Source organism: Streptomyces sp. SID4985 (assembly GCF_009863025.1).
GTDB lineage: Bacteria > Actinomycetota > Actinomycetes > Streptomycetales > Streptomycetaceae > Streptomyces.
The window spans coordinates 1-16,624 of sequence record NZ_WWIR01000552.1 but is presented as its reverse complement, the minus strand read 5'-3'; the positions used below and the strand labels follow the sequence as shown (position 1 = coordinate 16,624).

The window sequence follows — 16,624 nt, the reverse complement described above, 5'->3', positions numbered from 1 at the left end:
GACCCGCTGCACGGCGCACACGGCCTGCGCCCGGCCCGCCGCGACGATCTGGAGGAGGTCGCCCAGCGCGCGGGCCTGCGGCCGGACGGCTCGGGCCGGGTCGCCTGCCCCTTCGGCTACGCCGACCCGGACAGCGCCGTACGCGGGCTGCTGTCGACCGGCCTGTTCGACGGGGCGATCGCGGCGACCGACCGCAAGCAGGTGGAGAAGGAGCTGGCGGAGGCGCTGCATCCGTATCAGCGCGCGGACGGCATCGTGTGGATGCCGAACGTCTTCCGGTACCTGATAGCCCGGGTGCCCTGACCCGTCCCCGTACGCGCGAGGGCGCCCCTCGTGGAGAAGGGCGCCCTCGGGACGTCGTACGCGGGCTCGGTCAGCCCATGAACTTCTTGAACTCGTCCGGCAGCTCGAAGTCCTGGCCGCCCTGCTGCGGCGGGACACCGAAGGCGTTGCCGCCCTGCGCGGCGGCCTCGCGGCGCTGGGCCTCCTCCAGCTCGCGCTGCTTGCGCTCGGCCTCCTCGGCGCGCAGCCGGGCCAGCGTCTCCTGGCGCTCGCGCTCCAGGCGCTCCTCCTCGGCCTTGCGCGCGGCCTCTTCCTCGGCCTTGCGGCGCGCCTCCTCCTCGGCCTTCCGCCGGGCCTCCTCCTGGGCCTTGATCTCGGCCTCGGAGAGCGGGAGGACGACGTCGAGCCGGTGCCGGATCACAGTGGTGACGGCCTCGGGCTCCTGCCCCGCGTCCACGACCAGATAGCGGCCGGGGTCGGCGGCGGCCAGGGTGAGGAAACCGGAGCGCACGCGCGCGTGGAACTCGGCGGGCTCCGACTCCAGGCGGTCGGGGGCCTCGGTGAACCGCTCGCGGGCGGTCTCCGGCGGCACGTCGAGCAGCACGGTCAGATGCGGGACCAGACCATGGGTGGCCCAGCGGTTGATGCGGGCGATCTCGGTCGGGGAGAGGTCGCGGCCCGCGCCCTGGTAGGCGACGGACGAGTCGATGTACCGGTCCGAGATGACGACCGCGCCCCGCTCCAGGGCGGGCCGTACGACGGTGTCCACGTGCTCGGCGCGGTCGGCCGCGTAGAGCAGGGCCTCCGCGCGGTGGGACAGGCCCGCCGAGGACACGTCGAGCAGGATCGAGCGCAGCCGCTTGCCCACCGGCGTGGCGCCCGGCTCGCGGGTGAGGACGACCTCGTGGCCCTTGCCGCGGATCCACTCGGCCAGCGCCTCGGCCTGGGTGGACTTGCCCGCGCCGTCGCCGCCCTCCAGGGCGATGAAGAATCCGTTCGTCGCGGGGGCCGTGACCGGGTCGTCCCCGCCGAGCAGGGCGTCCTTGAGGTCCCGGCGCAGCGGAATGCCGGAGCGGTCGTCGACCTTGGCGAGGACCAGCACGGCGATCGGCAGCAGCAGCGCGCCGACCAGCATGAGGGTGAACGAGGCACCGCCGTGCGCGAAGACGAAGCGGCCGCTCTCCAGCCGGTGGCGGCCGATGAGCCCGGCGACCACCGGGGCGATCAGGACACCGAGCGCCATGAAGACGCGGACCACCGCGTGCAGGTGCTCGGTGACCCGGGGACGGCGGGACTCCTCGGTCTCCTGGTCGAGCAGCGCGTGCCCGGTGTTCGCGGACACGCCCGCGGCGACACCGGCCAGGGTGACCAGGAGCAGCACCGTGGTGACGTCCGGAACGAGACCGGCGGCCAGCAGGGCGATGCCGGTGACCGCTATGGCCAGCGCGAGGAACCGGCGGCGCGAGAGCGAGGACAGCAGCGCGGGCGCGGTGCGGATGCCGACGCCGACACCGCCGGTCAGGCCGAGCACCAGCAGGCCGTAGAGCACCGGGCCGCCGCCCAGGTCGGTGGCGTGCAGCACGCACACGGAGACGGCGGCGGCGATGGCCCCGGCCACGGCGGCGCAGGCGATGACGAGCGGCAGGACCGCGCCCGTACGGCCCTTGTCCACCCCGGCGGTGGTGCGCGGGCGGCGCAGCCCCTCCAGCGGCGACCGCGCGCGCGGGGTGCGCAGGCCGGGCAGCTTCATGGCGCTGAGCACGGACAGGGAGGCGGCGAACAGTCCCGCCGCCACGTACGACGCGAGGGCCGCGTGGTGCTGGTCGAACCAGGTGATCCCGGTGGCCAGCAGGTTGTTGAACAGCGAGGCGACGACCAGCGTGGCGGCCGCCAGCGGGACGGCGAGGAAGCCAATGCGCAGCGCGAGGCGGCGCAGGGCGTCCAGGTGGTCCGGCAGCGGGCGCACGGTCGCGCCCTCGGGGGGCGGGGCGGGCAGCAGACCGGGGGCCGCGCTCTCGCGGCACACCGTCCACAGCCGCTCGGCCACACCGGTGACGAAGGCGGTGACGAGCAGGACGGACAGCGCGTTGTCCGGCGTCCAGTCGATCCACAGGGGGGCGACGAGCAGCAGCGCGGCGCGCACGCCGTCCGCGCCGACCATGGTCCAGCGCCGGTCGAGCAGGCCGCCCGGCGCGGTCAGGGTGCTCATCGGGCCGAGCAGGACGGCGCCGAAGAGCAGGGTGGCCAGGACGCGCACCGCGAAGACGACCGCGACGGCGAAGGCCACGCCCCGGTAGCCGCCGCCGAAGGCGCCCTGGGCGACCGCCGCCTGGAGGACCAGGAGGACCAGCACGAGCAGGGCCAGGGCGTCGCCCGTACCGCTCACGAGGTGTGCGCCGCACAGGCGTCGCAGGTCCGGTCGGCGCAGCAGGGAACGGACGGCGCGTTCGCGGGAATCCGCGACCAGTGCGTCGTCCGGTGCTGGGGTGGGGGCCGTTGGCTGCTCGGCTCGCGTCATGCGTTCAGCCTATCCGCAGCCGCTGACACCCATGCCCTCCTTGCCCCCTCGGTCCCGCTCTGCCCGGGACGTACACCGGGTGCTCACACGGCGGCGACACGCCGACGACACGCCGACGCCCCGGCACCGCGCGGGCGGTACCGGGGCGTACGGGAAACGTCCCGGAGGCTCAGTCCTCCGTGTCGGCCGAGGCCGTCTTCTTGGCGGCCGCGGCGGTCTTCTTCGCCGTGGTCGTCTTCTTGGCGGTCGTCTTCTTAGCCGTCGTCTTCTTGGCGGCGGCCTTCTTCGCCGGGGCGGTCTTCTTGGCCGTCGTCTTCTTCGCCGCCGTCTTCTTGACGGGGCCCTTGGCCCGCTTCTCGGCGAGCAGTTCGAAGCCGCGCTCGGGAGTGATCTCCTCCACACTGTCGCCGGAGCGCAGGGTGGCGTTGGTCTCCCCGTCGGTGACGTACGGCCCGAAGCGGCCGTCCTTGACCACGACCGGCTTGCCGGAGACCGGGTCGTCGCCCAGTTCCTTCAGCGGCGGCTTGGCGGCGGCCCGGCCGCGCTGCTTGGGCTGGGCGTAGATCGCCAGGGCCTCGTCGAGGGTGATCGTGAAGATCTGGTCCTCGGCGGTCAGCGAGCGCGAGTCCGTGCCCTTCTTCAGGTACGGGCCGTAGCGGCCGTTCTGCGCGGTGATCTCCACGCCCTCGGCGTCCGTGCCGACCACACGGGGCAGCGACATCAGCCGGAGCGCCTCCTCCAGGGTGACCGTGTCGGGCGACATGGACTTGAAGAGGGAGGCGGTGCGCGGCTTGACCGCGTTCTTGCCGGTCTTCGGGGTGCCCTCGGGGAGCACCTCGGTGACGTAGGGGCCGTAGCGGCCGTCCTTGGCGATGATCTGGTGGCCGGTGACCGGGTCGGCGCCCAGCTCGAAGTCGCCGCTGGGCTTGGCCAGCAGTTCCTCGGCCAGCTCGACGGTCAGCTCGTCCGGCGCCAGGTCCTCGGGGACGTCGGCGCGCTGGTGCTGCTCGGTGTCCTTCTCGCCGCGCTCGATGTACGGGCCGTAGCGACCCACGCGCAGCACGATGCCGTCGCCGACCGGGAAGGAGGACACCTCGCGGGCGTCGATCGCGCCCAGGTCGGTGACCAGTTCCTTGAGGCCGCCGAGGTGGTCGCCGTCGCCGTTGCCCGCGTCGGCGGCGGCACCGGAGTTCTCCATGCCCTCGCCGAAGTAGAACCGCTTGAGCCACGGCACGGACTGGGCCTCGCCGCGCGCGATGCGGTCGAGGTCGTCCTCCATGCGGGCGGTGAAGTCGTAGTCGACGAGCCGGCCGAAGTGCTTCTCCAGCAGGTTGACCACGGCGAAGGACAGGAAGGACGGCACCAGGGCCGTGCCCTTCTTGAAGACGTAGCCGCGGTCCAGGATCGTGCCGATGATCGACGCGTACGTCGACGGGCGGCCGATCTCGCGCTCTTCCAGCTCCTTGACCAGGGACGCCTCGGTGTAGCGGGCCGGGGCCTTGGTGGCGTGGCCGTCGACCGTGATCGCGTCGGCGGCCAGCGGGTCGCCCTCGGCGACCTGGGGCAGCCTGCGCTCGCGGTCGTCCAGCTCGGCGTTCGGGTCGTCGGCGCCCTCGACGTAGGCCTTGAGGAAGCCGTGGAAGGTGATCGTCTTGCCCGACGCGCTGAACTCCACGTCCCGGCCGTCGGCGGAGGTGCCGCCGATCCTGACGGTGACGCTGTTGCCGACGGCGTCCTTCATCTGGGAGGCGACGGTGCGCTTCCAGATCAGCTCGTAGAGCCGGAACTGGTCGCCGGTCAGACCGGTCTCGGCGGGGGTGCGGAAGCGGTCGCCGGAGGGGCGGATCGCCTCGTGCGCCTCCTGGGCGTTCTTGACCTTGCCCGCGTAGGTGCGCGGCTGCGGCGGGAGGTAGTCGGCGCCGTACAGGTGCGTGACCTGCGCACGAGCCGCGGCGACAGCGGTGTCGCTGAGCGTCGTGGAGTCGGTGCGCATGTACGTGATGTAGCCGTTCTCGTACAGCTTCTGGGCGACCTGCATGGTCGCCTTCGCGCCGAAGCCGAGCTTGCGGCTGGCCTCCTGCTGGAGCGTGGTCGTACGGAACGGGGCGTACGGCGAGCGGCGGTACGGCTTGGACTCGACCGAGCGCACCGCGAAGCGGGTGGTCTCCAGGGCGGCGGCGAGCGCGCGGGCGCCTCCCTCGTCCAGGTGGAGGGTGTTCGGGCTCTTGATCTGCCCGAGGGAGTCGAAGTCACGGCCCTGCGCGACGCGGCGGCCGTCCACGGACTGGAGCCGGGCGACCAGCGACGACGGGTCGGAGGGGTCACCGGCGCGGCCGGTGGCGAAGGTGCCCGTCAGGTCCCAGTACTCGGCGGAGCGGAAGGCGATGCGGTCGCGCTCGCGCTCGACGATGAGCCGGGTGGCCACGGACTGGACCCGGCCCGCCGACAGCTTCGGCATGACCTTCTTCCACAGGACCGGCGAGACCTCGTAGCCGTAAAGGCGGTCGAGGATGCGGCGGGTCTCCTGGGCGTCGACCAGCTTCTTGTTCAGCTCGCGCGGGTTGGCGACGGCCTCGCGGATCGCGTCCTTGGTGATCTCGTGGAAGACCATCCGCTTGACGGGGATCTTCGGCTTGAGGACCTCCTGGAGGTGCCAGGCGATGGCCTCGCCCTCGCGGTCCTCATCGGTGGCGAGGAAGAGCTCGACGGAGTCCTTCATCAGGTCCCGGAGCTTCTTTACCTGTGCCTTCTTGTCCGCGTTGATGACATAGATCGGCGCGAAGTCGTGGTCCACGTCCACACCGAGGCGGCGGACCTCACCGGTGTACTTCTCCGGCACCTCCGCGGCGCCGCTGGGAAGGTCCCGGATGTGCCCGACGCTCGCCTCGACTACGTAGCCGGGGCCGAGGTAACCCTTGATCGTCTTCGCCTTGGCAGGCGACTCGACGATGACGAGTCGGCGGCCGCCCTGTGCGGTCTCGCTGGTCGGGGACAACTTCGCTCTTCTCTCCGGTCGACTCTGTGGCCTCCCCAGGGCCTGGGTCCCGGGGTCGCGGCGTGCTTCTGGCACGTGTGACGCTGCGGAGTGTGACGGTACATCCCGCCCCCGTGTCAAACGGGAAAAGCCCACAACGGCCACTCGAACGGTAACCCGACTACCGGTATTCCTGCCGCCCGGAGTGCCCGCCCGGTCCGCGGCCCGCGTCCGGAGCGCGTCGCTCCGCCCCGGATCTCAGAGCCGGGTGAGGCAGTACGCGGCGAGCCCCAGCGCCACGGTTCCGCCGATTCCGGCGAGGCTCGCCGACAGGGTCTGCCCGACCCCCTGCGCCACCGGCCGCCCCTGCCGCAGCCGGACCCCGGTCCACCCCAGCAGACCGCCTCCGAACAGCGCGAACACCACTCCCGCGAACACCGCCGGACCGCTCTCCATATCCCGCCCGCCCCTCTCTTCCCGTCCCGTCCCGCTTGGCGCGGGGAGCGTGCCACGGGCGATCGACAGGGGGGCGACATCCGGGTGAACGACAGGCTCCGACCGGCCGGAACGCGGGTGGCGGAGCGCGTCTTTCCGGCCGTTCTCCAGCCGCTCTCCGGCAGTTCTCCGACACTTCTCCGGCGTGGCGTGGTGCCCGGGGCGTACGGCGAAGATCGGGTGGCGGTTACGCAGGCGCGGGGAGGGCGGGTACGGCAGCCGTACCCGCCCTCCCCGCGCCCGGCCGTCCGACCGGCCGTCCGAGCGGTCGCCTGACCGGCCGACAGGTCAGGCGACCGGTTCGCCGACCGGCTCCAGGAAGCCCTGCTCCACCAGCAGCCGGATCTGGGCCGGGGTACGGTCCCGCAGGGCCACCGGGTCCTCGCCGACCAGCTGGGCGATGGCGTCCAGGATGCGGCCCGCGCTCAGCGTGCCGTCGCAGACGCCCGCGAAGCCCGCGCCGATGGTGTCGACCTTGGTGGCGCGGCACATGCCCCGGTGCTGACGGAGCACCACATGCTCGGGGTCCTCGGCGCCGGGAAGCCCGACCTGCTCCTGGACCACCTCGGCGGCCAGCCTGAAGTGCCCTTCCAGCAGGGCCGCGTCGTCGTGCTCGCGCAGATGGGCGACGCGCTCGAAGTGCGCCCGGATCGCGTCGCCGAGGGGCTGTTCGACCGCGTGCGGCCACTCCTCCACGACGACGGACGGCTCGGCCGCAGCCGTCCTGCGCAGGGTGATCCAGCCGAAGCCGATCCCCTTGACCTTGCGCGCCTCGAACTCGTCGAGCCAGGCGTCGTACCGCGCCTGATACTCCGCCGGGTCCTCGCGGTGGTCCCCGGCGTCCCGCAGCCACAGCTCGGCGTACTGCGTGACGTCCTGCACCTCGCGCTGCACGATCCACGCGTCACACCCGCGCGGCACCCACGACCTGAGCCGCTCCTGCCAGTCCTCCCCCTCCACGTGCTGCCAGTTGGCGAGGAACTGCGCGAACCCGCCCTCGTTCAGCCGGTCCCCCGCCTGCTGAACGAGCGTGCGGCACAGATCGTCCCCGCTCATCCCGCCGTCCCGGTAGGTGAGCCGGGCGCCGGGCGAGATGACGAACGGCGGGTTGGAGACGATCAGATCGAACGTCTCGTCCTCCCGCACCGGTTCGAACAGCGAGCCCTCGCGGAGATCGGCGGCGGGCGCGCCGGAGAGCGCGAGGGTGAGCGCGGTGATGTCCAGCGCGCGCGGGTTGAGGTCGGTGGCCGTCACGCGCGTGGCGTGCTGGGCGGCGTGCAGCGCCTGGATGCCGGAGCCGGTGCCGAGGTCCAGCGCGGAGCCGACGGGCGTGCGCACGGTGATCCCGGCCAGCGTCGTGGAGGCGCCGCCCACACCGAGGACGACGTTCTCGGCGCGCTGTCCGATGCCGCCCGCGCCGCCGACCGCGCAGCCGAGGTCGGACACGATGAACCAGTCCTCGCCGTCGGGGCCGCCGTACGGCCGTACGTCCACCGTCGCGGCCACCTCGTCGTCGCCCACGCGGGTGAGCCAGCCCGCGTCCACCGCGTCGTCGACGGGCAGGACGCCGGCCAGGCGCGCGGACGGCACGGGCTGCTGGAGCAGGAAGAGCCGCACCAGCGCCTCCAGCGGCGTGTCGCCGCGGGTCGCCCGGAGCGCGGGCACGGTCTCGCTGCGGGCCAGCGCCGCGTACGCGGGGGCGCCGAGCAGGTCGAGCAGACCGTCGGCGGTGAAGGAGGCCGCGAGCAGGGCGTCGCGGAGCAGGGCGGTGGTGCCGGGGCGGTCGGCGGCGGGCAGGGGAGCGGAGCCGGTGTCAGTCACGTTCCCATTGTGGCCCGCCGCGCCGAGGTGACCGGTTTCGCCCGGCCGGGGTGCGCGGGCACCGGGCGGGGGCGGCTTCGCCGGCCGGCCTCGCCCGAGGTGACCGCCGTCAGCCGGCCTTGGCGGGCGCCGAGGCGGAGCCCGATGCCTTGCAGCTGGCCTGCTCGGCGATCGCCTCGCGGACGTCGCCCTGCTCCAGGCGCTTGAGCGCCTCGGTGCCGCTGTCGCTCTGCTTGCCGATCGCCTTGGTGCGGTCGGCGACGTCGTGCAGCCCCTTGGCGAACTGGCCCTGGTCCTTGGTGTCCAGGTCGTCGACCTTCTTCTTCAGGTCGGCGTACGACGCGGAGAGGTCGTTGAGGTTCTTGACCGCGTCCTGCTGACGCTTGGCACCGTCCTCGACACCGGGGGGCGCACCGGCGCCGCTGATGGCGTCGGCGATCGCCTTGTAGCCCTCGGACATGTCCTGGAACGCCTGGGAGTAGGTGTCCTTGGCGTCCTTCGGCGCGAGGTCGCTGTCGGAGGCGATCTTGGCGATGGCCGCGTTCGCTGAGCTGATCTTCTTGTCCTGAGCGGGTACGGCGTCGCACACCGACTTGGCCCAGACCCCCAGCTTGGGGTCGGGTCCTTCGCTCTTGCCGCCGCATCCGGACAGCGCCACTATGAGTACCGCACCACCGGACAGCGCGGCCGCGAGCTTCTTGTTCACAGGATCGGTCCCTTCCCTGGCTCTCGGCCCCCGGAATCTACACGGCGGACCACACCCTCCCCCCGGCGAACGCCCCCTACGTCGGCTTTTGTCATGTTTCGCGCCGTAGGAGAGAAGGCTCACGGCGTGCGGATGCCCACAGGAACGGGCGGGTGCTCCGCCGGCAAGGGGAGCGCGCCGTACACACACACGCGACGGGCGGGCGGTACGTCAGCACGCACCGCCCGCCCGTCCGTTGACCGGACCTCCCCTACGCCGCCTACGAAACGACCGCCGGGGGCGTCGAGTTGGATATCTCGCCCTCGTCCTCGTCGTCCCCGTCGCCCACCGCGATGCCGCGCCGCTTGGACACGTACACCGCGACGACGATCACCGCCAGCGCGAGCACCGCGACCACGATCCGTACGCCCACGCTCTTGTCGGCGCCGTACGAGAACTTGATCACCGCGGGCGCGATGAGCAGCGAGACGAGGTTCATGACCTTCAGCAGCGGGTTGATGGCCGGGCCCGCCGTGTCCTTGAACGGGTCGCCCACCGTGTCGCCGATCACCGTGGCCGCGTGGGCCTCGCTGCCCTTGCCGCCGTGGTGGCCGTCCTCCACCAGTTTCTTGGCGTTGTCCCACGCGCCGCCGGAGTTGGCCAGGAACACCGCCATGAGGGTGCCCGCGCCGATGGCGCCCGCGAGGTAGGCGCCGAGCGGGCCGACGCCGAGGGTGAAGCCGATGAAGATCGGCGCCATGACGGCAAGGAGACCCGGCGTGGCCAGTTCCCGCAGGGCGTCCTTGGTGCAGATGTCGACGACCCTGCCGTACTCCGGTTTCTGCGTGAAGTTCATGATCCCGGGCTTCTCGCGGAACTGCCGCCGCACCTCGTAGACCACCGAACCGGCCGACCGCGACACGGCGCTGATGGCGAGTCCGGAGAAGAGGAAGACGACTGCCGCGCCCGCGATCAGGCCGACCAGGTTGTTGGGCTGGGAGATGTCCATGGACAGGGTCAGCGGCGCCCCAGGACCGGTCAGCGTCTCCCCCACGTCCCGCACATTGGTGGTGATCGCGTCCCGGTACGACCCGAAGAGCGCCGCGGCCGCGAGGACGGCGGTGGCGATGGCGATGCCCTTGGTGATCGCCTTGGTGGTGTTGCCGACGGCGTCCAGGTCGGTGAGCACCTGGGCGCCCGCGCCCTCGACGTCGCCGGACATCTCGGCGATGCCCTGCGCGTTGTCGGAGACCGGCCCGAAGGTGTCCATGGCGACGATCACGCCGACCGTGGTGAGCAGTCCGGTGCCCGCCAGCGCCACCGCGAACAGCGCGAGCATGATCGACGTACCGCCGAGCAGGAACGCGCCGTACACGCTGAGGGCGATCAGCAGCGCGGTGTACACGGCCGATTCGAGGCCGATGGAGATGCCGGCGAGCACGACGGTGGCCGGGCCGGTGAGCGAGGACTTGCCGATGTCGCGGACCGGGCGGCGGGTGGTCTCGGTGAAGTAGCCGGTCAGCTGCTGGATGACGGCGGCGAGCAGGATGCCGATGGCCACCGCGACCACCGCGAGGATGCGCGGGTCGCCGTCCTTGGCGAGGATCGCGACATCCGTGACGCCCTTCAGGTCCGCATACCGGGAGGGGAGATAGGTGAAGACGGCGACGGCGACGAGCGCCAGGGAGATCACCGCCGAGATGAAGAAGCCCCGGTTGATCGCGCTCATGCCGCTGCGGTCGGCACGGCGCGGGGCGACCGCGAAGATGCCGATCATGGCGGTGACCACACCGATGGCGGGCACCAGCAACGGGAAGGCGAGGCCCGCGTCACCGAAGGCGGTCTTGCCGAGGATCAGCGCGGCGACCAGGGTGACGGCGTAGGACTCGAAGAGGTCGGCCGCCATGCCCGCGCAGTCGCCGACGTTGTCGCCCACGTTGTCCGCGATGGTCGCGGCGTTGCGGGGATCGTCCTCCGGGATGCCCTGCTCGACCTTGCCGACCAGGTCGGCGCCCACGTCGGCGGCCTTGGTGAAGATGCCGCCGCCCACGCGCATGAACATGGCGATGAGCGCGGCCCCGAGGCCGAAGCCCTCCAGCACCTTGGGAGCGTCGGCCGCGTACACCAGCACCACGCAGGAGGCGCCGAGCAGGCCGAGCCCGACGGTGAACATGCCGACGACACCGCCCGTGCGAAATGCGATCTTCATCGCCGTGTGCGACACGACGGTGAGATCCTTTTCGGGTTCACCCCGCGCGGGAGTCGCCCGCCGTGCGGCCGCGGCGACGCGCACATTGCTGCGGACGGCGAGCCACATGCCGATATAACCGGTGGCCGCCGAGAACACCGCGCCGATCAGGAAGAACAGGGATCGTCCGGCCCGCTGATTCCAGTCGTCGGCGGGCAGCAGCAGAAGCAGGAAGAAGACGACCACGGCGAATAGGCCGAGTGTGCGCAACTGCCGTGCGAGATACGCCTTGGCGCCTTCCTGGACCGCCTCCGCGATCTCTTTCATCGATTCGGTGCCCTCGTCGGCCGCCAGCACCTGGCGCACCAGGACGCCCGCGAGCACGAGCGCGGCCACGGCGACGGCCGCGATCACCGCGACCATGATCCGGTTGTCGTCGGTCAGGACCGCCGCTGCGAGGGGTATGGAGTGGTCCGGCTGAGGGAGGGAAAGCCCCGCCATTCGTCCTCCTTGAGGCTTGGGCTGAGCTCGTAATGATCAGCACAGGGCACGTTAAACAGAATTGCCCGGCACATGGTCTTTAGCAAATGATCGGGACCGGAACAAGGACCGAGAACCCGAACGGCGTAATAGCGCTGAGGCATTTCCGGGGACGTTCCGCCGTATTCCGGTGGATGATTTCCTTGATCGGAATTACTCGTGAAGTCCTTCACGAATTCCGGGGCGACGGGAGGCAGCACAAAGGGCCCTGCTCGGCAGGGCCCTGGGGTGATGCGTGTGCGGCGGGGGTGGGGTCAGAGTCAGAGGAGCGGGGTGATCGGGGGCACCGTCGGCCAGGACATGCGGATCAGGCCGCCGTCCGCGCCCGTGGTGACCTTGACGTCGTCCACCAGTCCGCTGATGACCGCGAGGCCCATCTCGTCCTCCTCGGCCTCCACGTCCGCGTCGGAAGCGGGTCCGCCCGCCACTCGTTCGACGGCGACCGGATGCGGGGCCTCGTCACCGACCTCGATGGAGAACAGCTTCTCCTCCTCGATCAGCGCGACCTTCACCGGCGCGGTGATGCCACCGCTCTGGTGCAGCCCGACGGCGCGCGAGCAGGCCTCGCCCACGGCGAGCCGGACCTCGTCCAGCACGGCCTCGTCCACTCCGGCCCGGCGCGCCACCGCCGCCGCCACCAGACGGGCGGTACGGACGTGCTCGGGCAGTGCGCTGAAGCGGAGTTCGACGGTGGCCATGCATCCCCCTCGCGACTACGGGCGTGCGATACGGGGGCGGGGCAGCCGAAAGCCCGCACCCACGCTGTACTTCTGCGCCCCGGCACACGGCACGGGGCAGGACCCGCCGGGGTCCGGGCCGCGGGGCCCGGACTCGGCGAACGGTCCGTCGTCAGTCGGTGGCCTCCACCGCTTCCTCGACCGAGGTGTGAATCGGGAACACCTTGGTGAGGCCGGTGATGCGGAAGATCTTCAGGATGCGCTCCTGGTTGCACACCAGGCGCAGCGAGCCCTCGTGGGCACGCACCCGCTTCAAACCGCCGACCAGCACGCCGAGACCGGTGGAGTCGAGGAAGTCCACGCCCTCCATGTCGACGACGAGGTGGAAATTCCCGTCGTTCACCAGCTCGACCAGCTGCTCGCGCAGCTTGGGCGCGGTATACACATCGATTTCGCCACCGACCTCGACGACCGTGCGATCGCCGACGGTACGGGTCGACAGGGACAGGTCCACGGAACCTCCAGCACCTTGCTATCGAGCGGTCGCCCCTCGGGACATCTCGGCCTGCGGCCCCCGGGACGCAACGCCAGCCGCGATGGCATTCAATCACTTACCGGCATGTGTGCACGACGCCTTGGCTCCATTGTCCGTCAAGCCGGTGACACACTCGGTGCCGATGGCCAAGAATCACCGACCCGACCGATCCCTGCCGGACCCGGCGTCCCGCCCGTCCCCGGGGGCGGTCCTCGACCGGCTCGCCTCCGGTCCGAGCAGATCCGCGCGCATCACTCATACGGAGCACTTGCCCCCGCGCGCGGGCCGCCATGCCGTCTGGCCGGACCGGATTCGCCCCGAGGTCGTCGCGGCCGTCCAGGCGAGCGGGATCGAGCACCCGTGGGCCCACCAGGCACTCGCCGCCGAGCACGCGCTGGACGGCGATTCGGTGGTCGTCGCCACCGGCACCGCATCCGGCAAGTCCCTCGCCTATCTCGTCCCGGTGCTCTCCGCGCTCCTCGACGGCTCCGAGGCGCCGAACGGCCGGGGCGCGACCGCCCTGTACCTCTCCCCCACCAAGGCCCTGGCCGCCGACCAGTGCCGCGCGGTGCGCGAACTCGCCCGCCCGCTCGGCACGGCGGTGCGCGCGGCCGTCTACGACGGCGACACCCCCTTCGAGGAACGCGAGTGGGTCCGCCAGCACGCGAACTACGTGCTGACCAACCCCGACATGCTCCACCGGGGCATCCTGCCCGCCCACCCCCGCTGGTCCTCCTTCCTGAAGTCGCTCAAGTACGTCGTCATCGACGAGTGCCACACCTACCGGGGCGTCTTCGGCTCGCACGTCGCCCAGGTGCTGCGACGACTGCGCCGGCTGTGTGCCCGCTACGGCTCCTCCCCGGTCTTCCTGCTCGCCTCCGCCACCGCCGCCGAGCCCGCCGTGTCCGCCGGCCGGCTGACCGGCCTGCCGGTGGTCGAGGTCGCCGACGACGCCTCCCCGCGCGGCGAACTCGTCTTCGCCCTCTGGGAGCCCCCGCTCACCGAACTCCACGGCGAGAAGGGCGCCCCCGTACGGCGCACCGCCACCGCCGAGACGGCCGACCTGCTGACCGACCTCGCCGTCCAGGGCGTGCGCTCGGTCGCCTTCGTACGCTCCCGGCGCGGCGCCGAGCTGATCTCGGTCATCGCCCAGGAACGGCTGGCCGAGGTCGACCGCTCGCTGGCCCGGCGCGTCGCCGCCTACCGGGGCGGCTACCTCCCCGAGGAACGCCGGGCCCTGGAACGCGCCCTGCACTCCGGCGAACTCCTCGGCCTCGCCGCCACGACCGCCCTGGAGCTGGGCGTGGACGTCTCAGGGCTGGACGCCGTGGTCATCGCGGGCTACCCGGGCACCCGGGCCTCCCTGTGGCAGCAGGCGGGCCGCGCGGGCCGGGCCGGACAGGGCGCGCTCGCGGTCCTGGTCGCCCGCGACGATCCGCTGGACACCTACCTCGTCCACCATCCCGAGGCCCTGTTCGACCGTCCGGTGGAATCCACGGTCCTGGACCCCGACAACCCCTACGTCCTCGCCCCGCACCTGTGCGCCGCCGCCGCCGAGATCCCGCTCACCGAGACCGACCTCGACCTGTTCGGCCCCGCGACCGCCGAGCTGCTGCCCCAGCTGGAGGCCGCGAAGCTGCTGCGCCGCCGCACCCGCGCCTGGCACTGGACCCGCCGCGAGCGCGCCGCCGACCTGACCGACATCCGCGGCGAGGGCGGACCCCCGGTGCAGGTCGTGGAGGAGGGCACCGGGCATCTGCTCGGCACGGTGGACGCGGGCTCCGCGCACTCCACCGTCCACGAGGGCGCCGTCCACCTCCACCAGGGCCGCACCTATCTGGTGCGCTCCCTCGACCTGGAGCACTCCGTCGCCCTGGTGGAACGGGCCGACCCGCCCTACTCCACCGTCGCCCGCGACACCACCTCGATCTCGGTCCTGGAGACGGACACCGAGATCCCGTGGGGCGCCGGGCGCCTGTGCTACGGCTCCGTCGAGGTCACCAACCAAGTCGTCTCCTTCCTGCGCCGACGCCTGATCACCGGTGAGGTGCTCGGCGAGACGAAACTGGACCTCCCTCCTCGTACGCTGCGCACCCGCGCGGTGTGGTGGACGGTCACCGAGGACCAGCTCGACGAGGCCCGGATCAGCCCCGAGATCCTCGGTGGTGCCCTGCACGCCGCCGAACACGCCTCGATCGGCATGCTGCCCCTCTTCGCCACCTGCGACCGCTGGGACATCGGCGGCGTCTCCGTCCCGCTCCACCCCGACACCCTGCTGCCGACCGTCTTCGTCTACGACGGCCACCCCGGCGGGGCGGGCTTCGCCGAACGCGCCTTCCACACCGCCCGCTCCTGGCTCACCGCCACCCGCGAGGCCATCGCCTCCTGCGAGTGCGACGCGGGCTGCCCGTCCTGCATCCAGTCCCCCAAGTGCGGCAACGGCAACGATCCCCTGCACAAGCGGGGGGCGGTGCGGTTGTTGGGGGTGCTGCTGCGGGGGGCGGCGGAGGCGGAGGGCGCCGGGGCGGAAGGGGCCAGGCCCGAGCAGGTCGAGGTGGAAGGCGCCGGGACGGAGGAGGGTGGGGCGAACGGCGCCATGGGGGAGGAGACCGGGGCGAGCGGCGCCGGGACGGAAGAGGCCGGGGCGAGCGGTGCCGAGGTGGAGGGTGCGGAGGCGAGCGGTGCCGAGAAGTCCGGCCCTCAGCCGGGAGGGGAGCGCGTCGGCGAGTGAGGGGGTGGCGAGGCCTCGGCGCCCGACACCGGACCGGCCGGACCAGCTGGACCCGCTGGGCTCACCGGACCCGTCGGCCCCGCCCTGGACCTCACCTCCGCCGTGAACGGCCCCCGTCCCGCGCCCGCGCTCACGTCCGAGGTCTCCCCGGAGATCACGCACCGCACGAGCCGCGCACCCTGTGCCGTGGCCACCCGCTCGGCCCGGGCGCACGCGGCCGCGCCGCCCTCGGCCCAGTGGTCCGCCGCCGCGAGCGCCGCGAGGTCCGCCGCGCCAGCCGCGCGGTGCCGTACGACGACGGCGTGCCCGAGGGCGAGCACCGCGCCGAACACCACGCACAGCACCGCGACGGCCCCGAGGCTCCAGACAGTCGCGGAGCCCTGCTCTCCCCGGCCCCGACGGGCCATGCCGTCCCGGCGCCTCATCGCCCACCTCCTTCCCGAGCCGGAGCCTCACCCGCACCGGCGGCCTCCTCCGCATCGGCCACCGCCTCCTCCCGTACGTCGAACGGCAGCCCGCTCAGCACCGGCGGTCTGGCCACCACGGTCACCCTGACCCGGCCGTCCTCGCGGCCGACGCTCACCTCGGCGCCGTCCGGCGCCGTCTCGCGGGTCACTCTCAGCACCGCGTCCTCGGGGTCCTGCCGGGCGGCGGCCCGGGCGCCCGCGCGGGCGGCGTCCACGCACCGGATCTGGGCGGCGACCACGAGCAGCCCCCAGACCAGCGCCATGACGAACGCCACCAGCACGGACAGCGACATGGCCGCCTCGGCGGTCACGAACCCCCGGTCCCCACGCGGCTCATGTGTGCGCACTGAGCGCCCGCTTCACGATGCCCTGGAGCTCCGCCTTGACCTCCCCGCTGGTGACGACCTCGTAGAGGAGCAGCGCGAAACCGACCGCCGCGATGATCCCCATGGCGTACTCGGAGGTCACCATTCCGGCGTCCTCGCGGCACCGCTCCCGCAGCCGCCGCCACACAAGTCCTGCCTTCTGTCGCATCTCAAGTCCCTTTCGTCTCCATCGGATTCAGTTCTGTCTGCCGTGGGAGTCGCACACTCCCGCCGTACCGCTTCTCAATGACCACCCCCTCCCAGCACCCCGCCCGCCAGCCCGATCACCACGGGCAGCACGCCGATGGCGATGAAGGCGGGCAGGAAGCACAGCCCCACGGGCGCG

General features: G+C 72.3%; 11 protein-coding genes and 2 pseudogenes. 2 read left to right on the top strand and 11 right to left on the bottom strand.

Annotated elements, in window-relative coordinates; translation table 11 throughout:
• Positions 1–303, top strand: a pseudogene (locus GTW40_RS23865) (SAM-dependent methyltransferase); the annotation flags it as partial.
• Between the two features lie 163 nt (positions 304–466).
• Here GTW40_RS23865 and tmk read toward each other — a convergent pair.
• From tmk to bldG, 8 genes and pseudogenes are all read right to left on the bottom strand, one after another.
• A pseudogene (tmk, locus tag GTW40_RS23860) lies at positions 467–2,800 on the bottom strand (dTMP kinase); the annotation flags it as partial.
• 169 nt (positions 2,801–2,969) lie between these two features.
• Positions 2,970–5,795 carry a type I DNA topoisomerase gene (topA, locus tag GTW40_RS23855; RefSeq protein ID WP_161182228.1) on the bottom strand — a complete coding sequence of 942 codons (2,826 nt, stop codon included), beginning with the start codon at positions 5,793–5,795 and terminating at the stop codon, positions 2,970–2,972.
• 237 nt (positions 5,796–6,032) lie between these two features.
• On the bottom strand, positions 6,033–6,230 hold the full coding sequence (locus tag GTW40_RS23850; protein ID WP_161182227.1) for a hypothetical protein: 198 nt from the start codon (positions 6,228–6,230) through the stop codon (positions 6,033–6,035).
• A 327-nt stretch (positions 6,231–6,557) separates the two neighbouring features.
• Complete coding sequence (locus GTW40_RS23845) at positions 6,558–8,090, bottom strand: class I SAM-dependent methyltransferase (protein WP_161182226.1); 1,533 nt, start codon at positions 8,088–8,090, stop codon at positions 6,558–6,560.
• A gap of 109 nt (positions 8,091–8,199) precedes the next feature.
• On the bottom strand, positions 8,200–8,796 hold the full coding sequence (locus GTW40_RS23840; protein WP_161182225.1) for a small secreted protein: 597 nt from the start codon (positions 8,794–8,796) through the stop codon (positions 8,200–8,202).
• A gap of 259 nt (positions 8,797–9,055) precedes the next feature.
• On the bottom strand, positions 9,056–11,464 hold the full coding sequence (locus tag GTW40_RS23835; protein ID WP_161182224.1) for a sodium-translocating pyrophosphatase: 2,409 nt from the start codon (positions 11,462–11,464) through the stop codon (positions 9,056–9,058).
• A 299-nt stretch (positions 11,465–11,763) separates the two neighbouring features.
• Entirely contained in the window at positions 11,764–12,201 is a 438-nt protein-coding gene (locus GTW40_RS23830) for an ATP-binding protein (RefSeq protein WP_161182223.1), read from the bottom strand.
• 151 nt (positions 12,202–12,352) lie between these two features.
• Positions 12,353–12,694 (bottom strand): anti-sigma factor antagonist BldG, encoded by a 342-nt coding sequence (gene bldG, locus GTW40_RS23825; protein ID WP_018547960.1) that lies wholly within the window; start codon positions 12,692–12,694, stop codon positions 12,353–12,355.
• A gap of 82 nt (positions 12,695–12,776) precedes the next feature.
• Between bldG and GTW40_RS23820 the strand changes: the two genes are divergently transcribed.
• On the top strand, positions 12,777–15,446 hold the full coding sequence (locus GTW40_RS23820) for a DEAD/DEAH box helicase (RefSeq protein ID WP_237525652.1): 2,670 nt from the start codon (positions 12,777–12,779) through the stop codon (positions 15,444–15,446).
• Here GTW40_RS23820 and GTW40_RS23815 read toward each other — a convergent pair.
• The 3 genes from GTW40_RS23815 to GTW40_RS23805 are packed head-to-tail and all read right to left on the bottom strand — an operon-like array spanning position 15,416 to position 16,447.
• On the bottom strand, positions 15,416–15,871 hold the full coding sequence (locus GTW40_RS23815) for an Rv3654c family TadE-like protein (protein ID WP_161182222.1): 456 nt from the start codon (positions 15,869–15,871) through the stop codon (positions 15,416–15,418). The genes GTW40_RS23820 and GTW40_RS23815 overlap by 31 nt on opposite strands.
• Positions 15,868–16,206 carry a TadE family type IV pilus minor pilin gene (locus tag GTW40_RS23810; RefSeq protein WP_161182229.1) on the bottom strand — a complete coding sequence of 113 codons (339 nt, stop codon included), beginning with the start codon at positions 16,204–16,206 and terminating at the stop codon, positions 15,868–15,870. Before GTW40_RS23810 ends, GTW40_RS23815 begins: the two co-directional genes overlap by 4 nt.
• Positions 16,207–16,246: 40 nt before the next feature.
• Positions 16,247–16,447, bottom strand: coding sequence for a DUF4244 domain-containing protein (locus GTW40_RS23805; RefSeq protein WP_161182221.1), 201 nt, complete (start codon positions 16,445–16,447; stop codon positions 16,247–16,249).
• Positions 16,448–16,624: the final 177 nt, after the last annotated feature.

Coding starts and splice junctions, on each gene's coding strand:
- GTW40_RS23850 (WP_161182227.1), bottom strand. CDS start 6,230: ATGGAGAGCGGTCCGGCGGTGTTCGCGGGAGTGGTGTTCGCGCTGTTC.
- GTW40_RS23835 (WP_161182224.1), bottom strand. CDS start 11,464: ATGGCGGGGCTTTCCCTCCCTCAGCCGGACCACTCCATACCCCTCGCA.
- GTW40_RS23830 (WP_161182223.1), bottom strand. CDS start 12,201: ATGGCCACCGTCGAACTCCGCTTCAGCGCACTGCCCGAGCACGTCCGT.
- GTW40_RS23820 (WP_237525652.1), top strand. CDS start 12,777: ATGGCATTCAATCACTTACCGGCATGTGTGCACGACGCCTTGGCTCCA.
- GTW40_RS23815 (WP_161182222.1), bottom strand. CDS start 15,871: ATGAGGCGCCGGGACGGCATGGCCCGTCGGGGCCGGGGAGAGCAGGGC.
- GTW40_RS23810 (WP_161182229.1), bottom strand. CDS start 16,206: ATGTCGCTGTCCGTGCTGGTGGCGTTCGTCATGGCGCTGGTCTGGGGG.
- GTW40_RS23805 (WP_161182221.1), bottom strand. CDS start 16,447: ATGCGACAGAAGGCAGGACTTGTGTGGCGGCGGCTGCGGGAGCGGTGC.